The sequence below is a fragment of the Bradyrhizobium sp. CCBAU 11357 genome (genome assembly GCF_028128865.1).
GTDB lineage: Bacteria > Pseudomonadota > Alphaproteobacteria > Rhizobiales > Xanthobacteraceae > Bradyrhizobium.
In genome coordinates, this window is sequence record NZ_LBJW01000097.1 from 130528 (window position 1) to 144019 (window position 13492).

Annotated in this window: 12 protein-coding genes, 1 tRNA gene and 1 pseudogene; 12 read left to right on the forward strand and 2 right to left on the reverse strand. The window is 63.4% G+C overall.

What is annotated here, in order from left to right:
* Positions 1-44 precede the first annotated feature (44 nt).
* The 7 genes from XI05_RS16065 to XI05_RS16095 all read left to right on the forward strand — a co-directional run bounded on the left by XI05_RS16065 (position 45) and on the right by XI05_RS16095 (position 7648).
* A complete protein-coding gene (locus XI05_RS16065) occupies positions 45-1025 on the forward strand; it encodes a lysylphosphatidylglycerol synthase transmembrane domain-containing protein (RefSeq protein WP_271503223.1) in 981 nt (326 codons plus the stop codon).
* On the forward strand, positions 1009-3342 hold the full coding sequence (locus tag XI05_RS16070; RefSeq protein WP_271503226.1) for a hypothetical protein: 2334 nt from the start codon (positions 1009-1011) through the stop codon (positions 3340-3342). The genes XI05_RS16065 and XI05_RS16070 overlap by 17 nt, the downstream gene beginning before the upstream one ends.
* A gap of 202 nt (positions 3343-3544) precedes the next feature.
* The gene (locus tag XI05_RS16075) at positions 3545-3715 is read left to right on the forward strand and encodes a hypothetical protein (protein WP_271503229.1); all 171 of its coding nucleotides are present in this window, start codon (positions 3545-3547) and stop codon (positions 3713-3715) included.
* A gap of 19 nt (positions 3716-3734) precedes the next feature.
* A complete protein-coding gene (locus XI05_RS16080) occupies positions 3735-3857 on the forward strand; it encodes a hypothetical protein (RefSeq protein WP_271503231.1) in 123 nt (40 codons plus the stop codon).
* A 321-nt stretch (positions 3858-4178) separates the two neighbouring features.
* On the forward strand, positions 4179-5384 hold the full coding sequence (locus XI05_RS16085; RefSeq protein ID WP_271503235.1) for a class I SAM-dependent methyltransferase: 1206 nt from the start codon (positions 4179-4181) through the stop codon (positions 5382-5384).
* A gap of 13 nt (positions 5385-5397) precedes the next feature.
* Positions 5398-6603 (forward strand): class I SAM-dependent methyltransferase, encoded by a 1206-nt coding sequence (locus XI05_RS16090; RefSeq protein ID WP_271503238.1) that lies wholly within the window; start codon positions 5398-5400, stop codon positions 6601-6603.
* A gap of 4 nt (positions 6604-6607) precedes the next feature.
* A complete protein-coding gene (locus XI05_RS16095; RefSeq protein WP_271503239.1) occupies positions 6608-7648 on the forward strand; it encodes a Gfo/Idh/MocA family protein in 1041 nt (346 codons plus the stop codon).
* Here the strand turns inward: XI05_RS16095 and XI05_RS16100 are convergent.
* On the reverse strand, positions 7632-9293 hold the full coding sequence (locus XI05_RS16100; RefSeq protein WP_271503241.1) for a hypothetical protein: 1662 nt from the start codon (positions 9291-9293) through the stop codon (positions 7632-7634). The two genes, XI05_RS16095 and XI05_RS16100, sit on opposite strands and share 17 nt — an antisense overlap.
* A gap of 168 nt (positions 9294-9461) precedes the next feature.
* Here XI05_RS16100 and XI05_RS16105 point away from each other — a divergent pair, with 168 nt between their 5' ends.
* The 3 genes from XI05_RS16105 to XI05_RS16115 all read left to right on the forward strand — a co-directional run bounded on the left by XI05_RS16105 (position 9462) and on the right by XI05_RS16115 (position 11385).
* On the forward strand, positions 9462-9968 hold the full coding sequence (locus tag XI05_RS16105) for a hypothetical protein (RefSeq protein WP_271503244.1): 507 nt from the start codon (positions 9462-9464) through the stop codon (positions 9966-9968).
* Positions 9969-9976: 8 nt separating this feature from the next.
* Positions 9977-10483 carry a hypothetical protein gene (locus tag XI05_RS16110; protein ID WP_271503247.1) on the forward strand — a complete coding sequence of 169 codons (507 nt, stop codon included), beginning with the start codon at positions 9977-9979 and terminating at the stop codon, positions 10481-10483.
* 140 nt (positions 10484-10623) lie between these two features.
* The gene (locus XI05_RS16115) at positions 10624-11385 is read left to right on the forward strand and encodes a glycosyltransferase family 2 protein (protein ID WP_271503249.1); all 762 of its coding nucleotides are present in this window, start codon (positions 10624-10626) and stop codon (positions 11383-11385) included.
* Between the two features lie 118 nt (positions 11386-11503).
* Here the strand turns inward: XI05_RS16115 and XI05_RS16120 are convergent.
* A tRNA-Trp gene (locus XI05_RS16120) sits at positions 11504-11579 on the reverse strand.
* Between the two features lie 148 nt (positions 11580-11727).
* Here XI05_RS16120 and XI05_RS16125 point away from each other — a divergent pair.
* Complete coding sequence (locus XI05_RS16125; protein WP_271503253.1) at positions 11728-12963, forward strand: serine hydrolase domain-containing protein; 1236 nt, start codon at positions 11728-11730, stop codon at positions 12961-12963.
* 232 nt (positions 12964-13195) lie between these two features.
* Positions 13196-13492: pseudogene (locus tag XI05_RS16130) on the forward strand (IS4 family transposase); the annotation flags it as partial.

The window sequence follows — 13492 nt, forward strand, 5'->3', positions numbered from 1 at the left end:
CTTTCGACGATCGCACCGTGAATGATCGAGGACGGCACCAGACGATGAAGTTGCCTGCAAAAGCACTGGTTACCCTGGTCAAGTTCGCGGTGTCGATCGGGATCCTGGTGTTGCTGTTGCGCGGTCAGGATCCGTCGACCCTGAAAGCCGATCTTCTCGCCGTCGATCTCAACGTGCTTGCGCTTGCGGTGCTGCTGCTGTTCGCCCAAACTTTCGTCCTCTGCCACCGCTGGATGCTGATCCTCCGTGCCATGAACGTACCGCTCGATTGGCTGCCCGGCTGGCGCATTCTCATCGTCAGCACCTTTTTCAATCAAGTATTACCCGCGGGCGGTGACGCGGTTCGGATCTGGATGCTGCGGCGGCAGGGCGTGCAATGGTCGCAAACGATCGGCAGCATCGTGGCTGACCGCTTTCTCGGCCTGTTGGGTCTTGGTTTCATCCTCCTGGCGGGATTGCCGTTCCTGCTGGCGCGCGTCCCCGACAATTCGCTCCTGTTCGCGATCGCGATCATTCTGGCGGCCGCATGCCTCGGCGCAATCGCCCTGGTCACGCTGGACCGGTGGCCGCCGCGCGTGATCGCGGCCGTGCCGGCCAGGGTCGTGCAGTTCGCAATGCTGATCAGAGCTCCGTTGCTGGCGACCGAGGGGCGAGCGATGCTGATCGGGTCTGCCATCGCCGTCCATCTCATCACCGTCGCGACCTGCTATGTCCTCGCGATCGGACTGCAGGCGCCGCTCTCCGCACTCGACGCCTTCGTCCTGGTCCCACTCGTCATCCTGTCCTCTGCGATTCCCATCTCGATCGGGGGATGGGGCGTGCGCGAAGGCGCTATGGTCGCTGCGCTCGGTCTTGCCGGAATCGCATCCGACAAGGCACTCGCGATATCGGTCTTACTGGGACTTGGCGCCCTGATCGTCGGGTTGTTCGGCGGGCTGGTATGGCTGATCGCGCCGGAGCGCGCCAGCTTCAGCCCCGACCAGGCGCGGACCATCACCGAACGAGCCGATGCAGCGCCGCTCTAGCATGGGCGACCCCAGACAAGATCAAGCGGTGGTAGCCGCCGAGCTGCGCCTGCGCACCATCGTCGAGACGTGGTCGTTGCGTATCCTCATTCTCGTGCCTGCTGCACTGTCCATCTGGTTCGTCAACCGAACGGGCACTTACCGCACCCTGCTCTTCGATGGCGGCTGGACGACGCGATTTTACGTCCTCGCCTGGATTGTGCTGACGCCGTATCTCGGCTGGCTCGTCATGGCGACCGGTCGCCTGACGTTCTCGCTCATCAAGCACGAGCCCACGCAGCGCGTCGACGAGTTCTTCGTCGGCGCGGCCGCGCTCATCTTGACGGGATTTGGCTTCGGCGCTCTCTCCGTCCTGTACCCCCAAATCGTTCTCGGATTTGCGACCCTCGTGCTGCTGTGGGATAGCCGCAGCTGCAGGAAGCCGCGGAAACTCGCGGTGACCTTGCCGCTGGTCGCAACATCGTTGCTGGGGCTTTGGCTCCTCGTAACGGTATTCATCGATCGCGCGCTCATACCCGACGTCACGTCCAGCGACGTTCAGCAGCTCTACGCCCCGTATCTTGCCGAGGTTGCGAGAAATCACGGCATCTGGCTCGCGGCCGACAATCCCATTTTCTCAGACTTCGAGATCGGCCACGGGAACGGGCTGCATCTGATGCTGGCGACGTTTCTGCCGCCCCGTGTTGCCCAGATCATCTCGTTTTTGTACTTCGTCGCGATCGGCGCGGTCATCTTCGAGCTCGCACGTCTCGTTCTGCCGTTGCAGGCGCTCGGACGCCACTGGGAAGACGCGGCGATGCCGATCGCACTCGCCTTGGCAGTCCTCGGGCTGGCATGGCCGCAGACGATGCCGAACGTCAGGCCCGGCCTCTACGTCATGGAGTTCGGCAAATACCACCTTCAGACAGCCGCCTTCTTCGTCTACTTCCTGTTGGTCGTCATTCGATCGTCCCAGAGCCGAGATCGGCTTGCCGCTGGCATGTGCGGCCTTGCCGTCGCCGCGTCCTATCCGCTCTACGCAGCGTTCGTTTTCCTGATTTCGACATTGGGAGTGCTCACCAAGGCGCTTCAGCGCGACCGATCTGGTCTCATGACCAGCGTGCTGCTCGGCTTGGGGGCGATTGCCGGATGTGTGCTGGCATTCTCCGTCAATTATTTTTATCTCGGAATCCCGGCAACCAACCCGTACTCGCTGTTCCGGCGGGTCGCATCGGTCGAGCGGTTCTCGCAGTTCGGCAGCCTCGATATTCTCGATTATTTCGTGCTGGCGCAGTCGCTGGATGTCAGCGATTTCCTCAGCAAGACAGGATTGCTCGCCTTCCTGAAACAGGTGAGATCCGTTCTGCTGGTCGCAATTCTCGTCACGATCGCAATGTGTGCGGTCACGTTCGCGGGTTCGAGGCTGTTTCCCGATCGCTCCGACGTCTCAAAACCGGGGACATCGTCCAATCCCGCGGGGCTCTTCATTGTCATCGCCTACTTAGCCAGCGTCCGGCTTCTGGATTTGACGCTGAATATTCCGAGTTTGATGAGGCTATCCGTCCATATCAACGCACTATTCCCGCTTGCGACCGTCGGGATCGTCTGTTGGGGACTGGTCCTCGTGCGGCGCGTCAAGCCTGCCTGGTTCGCCGAGCGCTCCGCCCCCCGCATCGCTTTCGTGTCGCTCCTCGTCGCCTGCGCCTGGGCGACCAATGCACATCCCTGGAAGAGCTTCCAGCATGACGACGCCATCACCTTTGTACAGGGTACGGCACTTGATCGAATGCCCAACGTCAAGCTGAACTGGCAGCGCTGTGACGAGCTGCAGCAATCGACCGGCTCGGATCGCGTCCTCGCTCTCAACGGCTACCGCGCCATGACGCCCTGCTATTTCTCGCCGCTACTCACGCGGGGCAAGATCATTCACACCTATCAGAGCGACGTTGCCCGCGACTTCAGGAAAATCGCACTGGGGACCGCCGATACGGCAGAAGCCACGCTTCGATCCCTTGGCGTAAGGTTCTTCTATGTCCAGAAGCAGAATTGCGATTTCTGGCTCAATGGATTCTCCGACCTGTTTGAACAAGGCGAGCTGGCACGACGGTTCACCATCTATCGCGATACTGCTGATTATTGGATATTGACCTGGAAGAATGGCGATCAAGCATTGAGTCCGGAGATCGAGGCCGCCATTTCGGCGTTGAGGACGAGATCGAAAGACATCTACCGGGAGGGCTATGGCACCAACCCGTTCGAGGTGATGAAGCATGGTTCGGCCCGTAGCGGCGAACGCGGGAATATCGCCGTGCTCGAGCAGCTCTCCACCTGCAAGTGAATCCCATCCCGAGATTTCGAACATCGGGCAGCGAGGGTCAACCAGCGGTACGGGAAGCCCGAGGAAGATTTGGCGGGTGAGAAGGAGGGACTGGCCCGCCGGTTGAGTTCGACCGTGACGGCCGCGATCCCGAGAATGACCAGCGCGAACGACGGATTGGGCCTATCTGGCGCAAGCCCATCGCGCACCCCAGGCCTATTTCATGCCGCTCCTCGTGGCGTTCGACTCGCAGTTCATGGATCGCACGATGAGTACCGCGAACCGGCTGTTTTACGACAACATCGTCGAGCGCCGGCCCGACAATCCCCGCGTTCGCGAGGCTATGGCGTGGATCAAACGCGATTTCGTGGCGGTGGAGACCAAGGGAATTTGACGCTCTATGAGAGGCGGCAGTGATCGCGCTCATCCTCGAGCCGCGCGCCGACCGTGAGCGGTTCATGCCGGTCAACATCGCCCTTGCGTTTTCCGGCATCTGCCCGATTTCCCCTTCGTGCCACTGCCCGGCTGATCGATAGCTTGCAAAGTGAATGCTTCTTACATCAGGGGACGATCGGGTTGAGCACAGGTGGTTACATATTGCCGAACTTGGGAGGGGCTGAGAGTCCAGATCGGATTCACAGCGATCATCGAGCTGCGGAACCGCAGTCGCTCCCCTCAGCGTGAGATCGCTCGGCTCTCCGGAGCCCTACCTTCGAGATGCCCGCAGACGGTGTGCAACCCAACTTATCAATTGAGGTGCACGCTGTGGCCCTATATAGCCCTATATTGGCTGCCAGCCGCGGCCGTAGTCGCCCAAGACGCCGATTTCAGACCTGCTCCTGCAAAGAGTTAAAGCCGTGACCGACCATTGCCGCCTCTGCCATTCGACCGACCTGCGACCGGTCATCGACCTCGGTTTGATGCCGATTGCGCATCGGCTTCGGCACAGCCGAAACGAGCAGGAGGAACGCTATCCGTTCGAGGTGCTGGCGTGCGGCGAATGCGGCCTGCCGCAGATCGTCAAGCCGATCGATCCAGACATCCTGTATCGCCAGTTCAACTACAATTTCAGCAGCTGGAAGCCGGAGCCGCACCAGGTCGACGAGCTCGACACCATCGCGAAGTTCTCGAAGCATCAATCCGTGTTCGAGATCGGCTGCAACGACGGCCTGTTCATGGACAAGCTTCGCGAGCGCGGCACCAAAGTCATGGTCGGTGTCGAACCGAATCCGGTCTCAGGCAAGATCGCCCGCGAGCGCGGCATCAAGGTCTATGCCGACATGCTCAGTCCGGAGATGGCCCACGACGCGGTCGCTCAGTCCGGCAAGTTCGACCTCGTCGTCTCGCGCCAGGTGCTCGAGCACATCGTCGATTTCGAGAACTTCTTCGCTTGCGTGAAGATCGCGCTCAGCGACGAAGGGCTGCTGTTCATCGACGTGCCCGACTTTGATCCCGGTTCGACGGCGGGCGACCTCTCCGTCCTGTGGGAGGAGCACGTCAGCTACTTCACCGAGCCGACCCTGCTGGCGCTGCTGGCCCGCCACGGCTTCGAGGCGGTCTCCGTGAAGAAGTACAATTTCAGCGGCGGCAGCCTCGCGATCGCCGCCCGTCGTGCGACCCGTGACGTGACGCCGCCGCCTGCGCCCGCTGGCGTCGGCGAGAAATTCGGTCGGCGCGCAAGGGAGTACGGCGCGCGCCTGCGGCCGATCCTCGCCAAGGCCCGCGCGAGCGGCGCCGAGATCGCCATCTACGGCGCGGGCTGCCGCGCCTGCACCTTCACCAACGCGCATGAACTGGCGGATCTCGTCGATCTCTCGGTCGACGACCAGAAGGAGCGCCAGGGGCTGTTCCTGCCCGGCGCCGGCATACCGATCCGCTCGCCGGACGAGCTCGCCGGCAAGTCGGGTCCGCTCGTCTGCCTCCTCGCCGTGAACCAGGAGAACGAAGCCAAGGTCAGCAGCCGGCTGCGCGAGAACGCGAAGCGGCCGCTGCACATCGTTTCGATCTTCGCGCCCTCCGACATCTGGAGCGAGCTCGACCGGCTCGAGGCGGCCTTGGGTTAGGGGACGCCGCGGCATGGCTGACGAGAAGCTCTTCAATTACTACGAACGTCAGGACGTCCTACCGACGTTCGGGAATTTCAAATCGGCCGCCGAACTCGACGCATATGCCAGCCAGCGGCGCGAGCTGTTTTCAGACAAGCTGGTGCTGCCACCGCGACTGTTCCTCGATGCGGAGGTGCTCGAATTCGGTCCTGATTCCGGTGAGAACGCGCTGGTGTTCGCCGGCTGGGGCGCGAACATGACGCTCGCCGAACCGAACCGGCATGCGCATCCGAAAATCGAGGCCTATTTCGCGCATTTTGGCCTGACCGAGCGTCTGCGCGAGCTCGCATTGGCCGACGTCGAAGGATTTCGCAGCGAGCGCCGCTACGACATCATCGATGCCGAAGGTTTCATTTACACCGTGCAGCCGACTGAAAATTGGCTCGGCGTCTTCCACCGGCTGCTCAATCCGGACGGTTTCGCCATCGTGTCGTATTATGAACGCTATGGCGGCTTCTTCGAGCTCGCGCTCAAGGCAATCCATGCGGCCGGCAAGGCATTGTCAGGCCGTCCTGCACTGGAAACGGCGAAGTCGCTGTTCGAGGCGAAGTGGAACAGCATTCCGCACACCCGCAGCTTCGAATCCTGGCTGATGGACGTGCTCGAAAATCCGTTCGTCCGGCATCGGTACTTCCTCGACGCAACGGCCTTGTGCACGGCGGCGCATGCACAGGGATTCGACATCCATTCGGCGTGGCCAGCCTATCGCGACAGCCTGGACGTCTACTGGCACAAGAAGGTTCTCTCCGCAGACGAGAAGCTGCGACGTGCGGCGCGCCATCTCGACCGCAGCCGTCTCAGCTTCCTCGGCGGACGCAAGCTCTACCTGGTCGGCAAGGCCGATGCGGTGGCGGCGATTTCGGCATCGATCGAAACGCTGGTTCTCGACGTCGACGCGATGATCGACGACCCCTTCGGCGAGAGCCTGCCGCGCGTGGTCGCGAACCTTGCATCCTTACGCGAGGCGATCGGGACGACGGACATTCTCGCCGACGATGCTTCCGACATCGAAACGATCGTTGCCACGCTGGACAGCTTCCATCGCATCTTCAGCGCGATCGGGCGGCGGGATGCGTCGGCGGTCGCTGCCCTCACCCAGACTGATCCGGCGTTCATCAACACCTGGGGACAGCCGGCGCACTTCCTCGTCATCCGGAAGCGCTTCGGGGGATCATAGCCCAGTGAGGCCAGGCATTGGCATCATCGGAACGGGGATGGTCGGCCAGATGTGCCACCTCGCCAATTTCGTCGCCAATCCCGCCTGCCGCGTCGTCGCCATCGCCGATCTCCGGCCCGATCTGGCGGCCGCCGCCGCGCAGAAATTCGGTATCTCGCGAGTCTACGGCACGCACCGCGAGTTGCTCGCGGACGCTGCGGTGTCCGCCGTCGTGGTCGTGACGAAGCGGCGAGCCACCGGCCCGATCGTGCTGGACGCGTTGAAAAGTGGCCGGCATGTGCTGTCGGAGAAGCCGATGGCCTACACGACGGTTCAGGCCGCGTCGCTGGTCGAAGCGGCGCGGCGACAGCACCTCGTCTACAGCATCGGCTACATGAAGCGTCACGATGCCGGCGTGGCACGCGCGCTGGCCGAGCTGGCGCGCTTGCGCACGGACGGCTCGCTCGGACGCATCGTCGGAGCAAGAGGCTGGTGCTTCGGCGGCGACACCGGCCGATCGCAGGACAACTTCGTCATGACCAGCGAGACCCGGCCGGACGGGCTCGAGCTCTGGCAGGATGGTCCCGACTGGATGCCGGGCGCGTTGCGGCCTGGCTACGACAACTTTCTGAACGTGTTCAGCCATATCATCAACCTCGCGCGCTACCTGCTCGGATCGTCGCCGACTGTCGCCGAAAGCACCGTCGAGACTTCTGGCACTGCGACGGTGACGCTCGACTTCGAGGGCGTTGCCTGTGTGCTGCAGCTTGCGAACGGGCCTGAAGGTGCGTGGCGCGAGGGGCTGTCGATCGATTTCGAGCACGGCGCGGTGACCATCGAACTGCCCCCGCCCTTTGCCGAGCGGGAGGCGGAGGTCATCCTCGACCAGGGCAGACAAATCACGCGCTTGAGGGGTGAAGGCAGCTGGGCGTTTCGGCGTCAGGCTGATGCTTTCGTCGCCGACATCGTCGAACGAGGGACGCCGCTTGCGTCCGGCGCAGATTCGGTGACCGACATCGCGCTGGCCGAGGCGATCTGGAAGCGGCAAGTCAGCGGCCAGGCGTGACACTCTTGCTCGCGCCGTCGAGCGGCAGGATGCCGCCGATCGGGCCAAGCTTGATCGTGACCTCTGCAAGTTGGGAGAGCAATTCCGCAACATCGCAGCGCGCCAGCAACCGACACACGTAGTACTTCCGCGCCAGAATGTGGTTCGCCGCGGCTCCCGGCCCCGGCTGCAGCGAGATGGTTGCCTGCGGCCCCGTCGGATCGAAATGACGGAACGCACTTCCCGGAGCCTTCCGCGCCTCGTCCATCTCTCGGAGGATGTCGGGCCGCTCGGCACGCAGGGCAAATCCGAAGACCGGCTGATTGCCCCAGGCAAGGCGGAGCATGCCCGTGACTTCGGCGACACCGAAAGGCACGTGCCGCGACGGGTAGTCGAAGAAGCCATCATCGAGCGCATAAACCGTCGCCGCCGGCTGCACCCGGCTGGCAAGGTCGCGCGCCAAGGCCTGCTGCTTCAGGGCTCTCGCCTGCATGAAGACGTAGTCGCTCCATAGCATGCCGATCGACACGATCAGGCTTGCCCCGAATATCGCAGCAAAGGCGGCGCCGGGGCCCGTCCATCGTTCGGCCTGTCGCTTGAACGCCAGCAGTGTCAGCGCGAGCGGCACGCCGAACATCAGCAGGTGACGGCTCTCATAGAAATGCACGGAAGACGGCCGCAGGCCGGCGATCAGATACGGCGACGACAATGCGAGGAACAAGACCACGGCGAGTGCGAGCGGCACGGTGATCGCGCTTCTGGACGCGGTCGTCTTCGCGTCCCGACGCAGCAGCAACAATACGATTCCAACGAGGACTGCAGCCGCGATGAAGAGCGCAGGGACCTGAACCGCGGCGCGGATCGCGTGGGTGAGGACATCCCTGTAGCTGGCGGCGAAGAACGCCGACCACCCCCGCGCCAACTCGCCGAGGGTCGGAAAATGGGCGCCATAATGCTGTGCGTAGACGCCGATCCGCTTGAACCAGATATTGAGCGTGCCCCAATAGACCAGCGGAAGCACCACCAATTCCGGATAGCGCAGGACACAGCACCAGGCTGCGAGCCATGTACGGCGAACGAAGCCATGCGCCGCGTCTCCGCTCCGCCATATCGCAACGAACAGGCCGAACATCACGACGGCATACAGCACGATCGTCGAGTTGAGCGCGAAGCTCAGCAGGAACACCAGCGAAGCGAGCACACGAAGCAGCACGCGCCGCAGGCCGACGGCGCTGAAGGCGAGCGTCAACAGCCATGCACCGATGAACAATAGCCCGAAGCTGAACACGTAGACCGCATTCGCCTTGCCCGCCCAGAGTTGATAGCCGGGATAGGTCCAGACGATCAGCGCGAAGCCGACCGCTTCGGCGCGATCGAGCAGACCGAGCCGTGTCGCCGTCAGCACCAGACACACCGCGCCGAAGACGATTCCGGCGAGCGCCAGCGATACCATCACGACGACCGGGGCGCCGGTCCAGTTCGCGAACCTGTCGTAGCTGTAGAAAATCGGATGGCCGGCGCCATTCAGCAGGAAATCGATGTCGATGAAATAGTCCGGACGCGGCTTGAGCACCAGCCAGTCGTCCATGAAGATGCCGTCATTGAGGAGCATCGGCGCATGCGCAACCAGCAACACGACGATCAGGATGGCAATCGCTCGCAGCAACGGGGGCAAGCTCGGAGGGGAAAGGGAGGACATCGTCGGCGAGGATTCGCACGCCCACGCGGCGACCGCAAGGCCGGGGCGCCGGGGCTCCCTTGACCGCAAAAATGCGACCTCCTATAGACTTTTGCTCTGGCTGGGCCTGAGAGGCGTCCGGGACGATTTTCCACGATGAACATGCTCCCGGGCCCTGCGCAAGCCGCTGCGATTGGTCTCAGCATCGCCTTTCCATTGCTGTTGCTGTGCTACGCGCGCATCGCCGCCACCGGCGGATCGGGCCGCCGCTTCCGGCTGGGCTGCGTCACCATCGTCGTGCTCTACGCGATCGCCTGTCTCGCGCTTCCGGGGCAACGCCAGCTCGCGGACGTGCTTGGCGGTCTTCTGCTGTTGGGGACAGCGATGATGTTTTGCTACATCCTGTTCAGCCTGCTGGCCTGGGGCTTTACGCTGACGCTGCTCACGGCCCTCGTCCAGGCCGAACGTCCCCTCACCCTGGAGCAATGGGCCGAGGCGTACATGCAGGGCGGAGATCTCGGCACGTTCGCGCACAACCGCCTGAAGCTCCTGGTCGGCGCGGGAATGGTGATCACGGCAGACGGCAGGCTGGTCCCGACGGCCAAGGGGGTAGCGATCGCGCATCTCGCCAAGCTTGTTCGTTTGTCGACGGGCCTTGGGTGAGCGGCGCGATGTCCTTCGCCGTCGGGCTCATCGCCGTTGCCGCTTTCGCCCTGCTCGCGCCTGCCTTGCAGATCATGGCCCGCGCTCGTGCATGGCCGCTCGGACCCGTCACCCTGCTTGCGATCGCCGCACTCGTTTCGCATGGTCTCGGCGTGGCGCTCGGCATCGTCGCGATTCCGCAATTTCAGTATTGGGACGCCGCATCGATATTCGCATTTTGCGTCATGGCCTACGTTTTCGCCTTTGGCGCAGTGTACAAGTCGGTGTCCCTGGAGATCCTGCTCGGCCTCGTCGACCGCCCCGGTCGGACCGCGCCGCTTTCGGAGATCATCGAAAGGCAGGTTCCAGATTTGTTCCAGGGACGAATTGGGATCCTGGTCGATCGCGGCCTGGTCGAACGGGTCGATTCAGGCTTGTCGGCGACCACGGCCGGGCGGAAAATGGCAGCTCACGTCGGCCGGCTGCGCCGCGCCTTCGGCATCGGTGATACCAGCCTCTATGATTTTTCCGACTAGTTGCGCGGAACACACACATCGTCGGTTTCGTGCCGGTTGTGTGGATCATATCGGCGAGTCGCATTGTTCGCCCGGCGCAGATGACCTAGAGTTGCGCTGAGGGTTCACAAGTAAAGAGTGGCCGGCAACGGCGGTATCAAATGACACCTTCCAGGGCGGCAAAAAGGCTTACGATCGTCATTCCTGCTCTGAACGAGCAGGACAAGATCGCCGACACGATCGGCGGCGTGCTGCCGCTTGCCCGCGAGCTGCTCGACGATTTCGAGATCTTCCTGATCGACGACGGTAGCACCGACGCCACGGGCGCGATCATGGACGAATTCGCGGCCGGCGAGCCGCGCATCATCGTGCATCACAATGCCGTACGGCGCGGTGTCGGTGCCGGCTTCGAATATGCGCTGTCGCGCGCGAAATTCGATGCCATCACGCTCATCCCCGGCGATCACGCCTTCCAGAACGAAGGTATTGCCCGGATGTTCAAGGCGGCGGGCGCCGCCGACCTCGTCATTACCTATCGCGACAACCAGTCGGACCGCTCGGTCAATCGCTCGTTGCAGTCGCATTCGCTGCGGTTCATCCTGAACTGCCTGTTCGGCTACTGGCTGTCCGACTACCACAGCATGATCGTCTACCCCGTGAAATGGCTGCGCCAGATCGCGGTCAAGGCCGACGGCTACGGCTATCAGATCTGTGCCCTGATCTCGCTGCTCCAGCTCGGCCTCACCTACGTCCAGGTTCCGGTGAGCCTGAACGCGGAACTGAAGGGCTCGTCCCGCGCGCTGCGGCTGCGCACCTATTTCGAGCTCGGCGGGACCGTCTTTTCACTGCTGCGCCGCGTTCCCATCCGGAACGTCGATCTCAGCCGGATTCCCGCCGACGCGGAACGGACCCCGGCGCGCTAGGCCTCGCCGGGCCCCGACGCGGGACGTCCAGCACAGGGGCTGCAGGATCCCAGCGCGCACGCGGGACGCCTCCCCGCCAAGACCTAATCCAAGTCCTAATCTAAGTGATTGATTTGACTGGCAGGAGTGGCAGGGCTCGAACCTGCGACCCCCGGTTTTGGAGACCGGTGCTCTACCAATTGAGCTACACTCCTACGAACCCGCGTCGCCGCGGATCAGGGGCGCTTTCAAGCACAGAGAGCGGCCGGTTTGCAAGGGTGAACCGCGCCAGCTCCGCTTGTTTGTGCCGGGGGTTCTAGGCCACAGTCCATCGGCCATAATGAAAAATAATCGGGAGTGCCCATGACCGTTACAGCGACCGCCACAGCCGCCCCACAGGCCCCAAGGGCGCTCCATACCCCGGCTTTGCCGGAAGCCCGCCCGGAGACGCTCGGGCTGTCGCGGCCGCGCCTGCAGGCCATGTCGGACGCCTTCAAGCGCGAGATCGACAAGGGAACCGTTCCGGGGGTCACCGTGCTGGTGGCGCGGCGTGGCCAGATCGGCTGGTTCGAGGCGCTCGGCAAGCAGAGCCCGGCAGGCGCGGCGCCGATGGCGCGGGATTCGATCTTTCGCATCTTCTCGATGACCAAGCCGATCGTCTCGGTCGGCATCATGGCGCTGGTCGAGGACGGCCAGCTCCTGCTCAGCGATGCCGTCGCAAAGTTCATCCCGGAGTTCGCGAGCCAGCAGGTCGGCATCGTCAAGGACGGCAAGCTGGAGCTGGTGCCGCCGGCGCGGCCCATGACCGTTCAGGACCTGCTCCGCCACACCTCCGGCCTCACCTACGAGCACCAGGGCGACGGCCCCGTGCACAAGCTCTACCAGGAGTCCCGCGTCCGCAGCCGCAAGATCACCAATGCCGAGCACGCCGCGCTGGTGGCGAGCTTCCCGCTGGTCTGCCAGCCCGGCGCGGAATTCAACTACAGCCGCTCCACGGATATTTTGGGCCGCATCATCGAAGTCGTCAGCGGCATATCGCTCGGCTCGTTCCTCACCGAGCGCGTGCTCGCACCGCTGCAGATGGCCGAAACCGGCTTCTCGACAAGCCAAGCCAACGCCGGCCGCCTTGCTGAGCCGTTCGCGGCCGATCCCTGGACCGGCGACAAGGTCGCGCTGTTCAACATGCTCGAGCAGCCGGTGATGGAATCCGGCGGCGGCGGCCTGGTCTCGACCACGATGGATTATGCCCGCTTCTGCCTGATGCTGCGCAATGGCGGCACGCTCGACGGCAACAGGATCATCGGCCGCAAGACGCTGGAGCTGATGGCCTCCGATCACCTCGGGCCTGGCGTGCCCACCAATGGCACGCTGCTGTCGCCGGGCCATGGCTTCGGTCTCGGCTTTGCCGTGCGCCGCGAGGCCGGTATCGCCCCCTTCCCCGGCAGCGTCGGCCAGTATTTCTGGAGCGGCATTGCCGGTACGTTCTTCTGGATCGATCCGAAGGAGGATCTGTTTGCGGTGTTCATGAGCCAGGGGCCGGGCCAGCGCGACTACACGCGGACCCTGGTTCGGGATTTGGTCTACGCGGCAGTGGAGTGAGCGCTGGTTGTATCGAATCGGGCGGCGAGCTCGGTGCAACCTCTCCCGCTTGCGGGCTACGGCATTCACACATCGAAGTTGAAGACGGGCAGAATGTCTGATTCCGTGTTGTTCTCATTGTCGAGGAGGATGGCATGGAGCTTGGACTGGGACGGTTTGGCGACCGTCGCCTGGAAAAAGGGGGGCCTTTCTGCTGGGCCGGCTGGTGGCGTCGGGCGGCCGAAGGCTGCGGGTGCGTCGATTGGGCGGCAATCGGGCGGGAGAGATTCGCCTGACCCGGCTTTTGCGTAACGAGGCGTTCACCTGCGAGGAGATGCTGGCAGAGGCGGCCAGACGGACCTCGGAACGTTGCCTGGGGCGGCATGTGCTGGCGATCCAGGACACGACCGTGCTGCGCTCGGAAGGCGGGGGAGGCGAGTATCTGCATGCCGTATTGGCTCTGGATGCCGAGGATGGCGCAATCCTGGGACTGATCGACGGCTGCTTCTTGGAGCGCCATGGCGGCCGGCGTGCAGGGCGGCGAGCCACT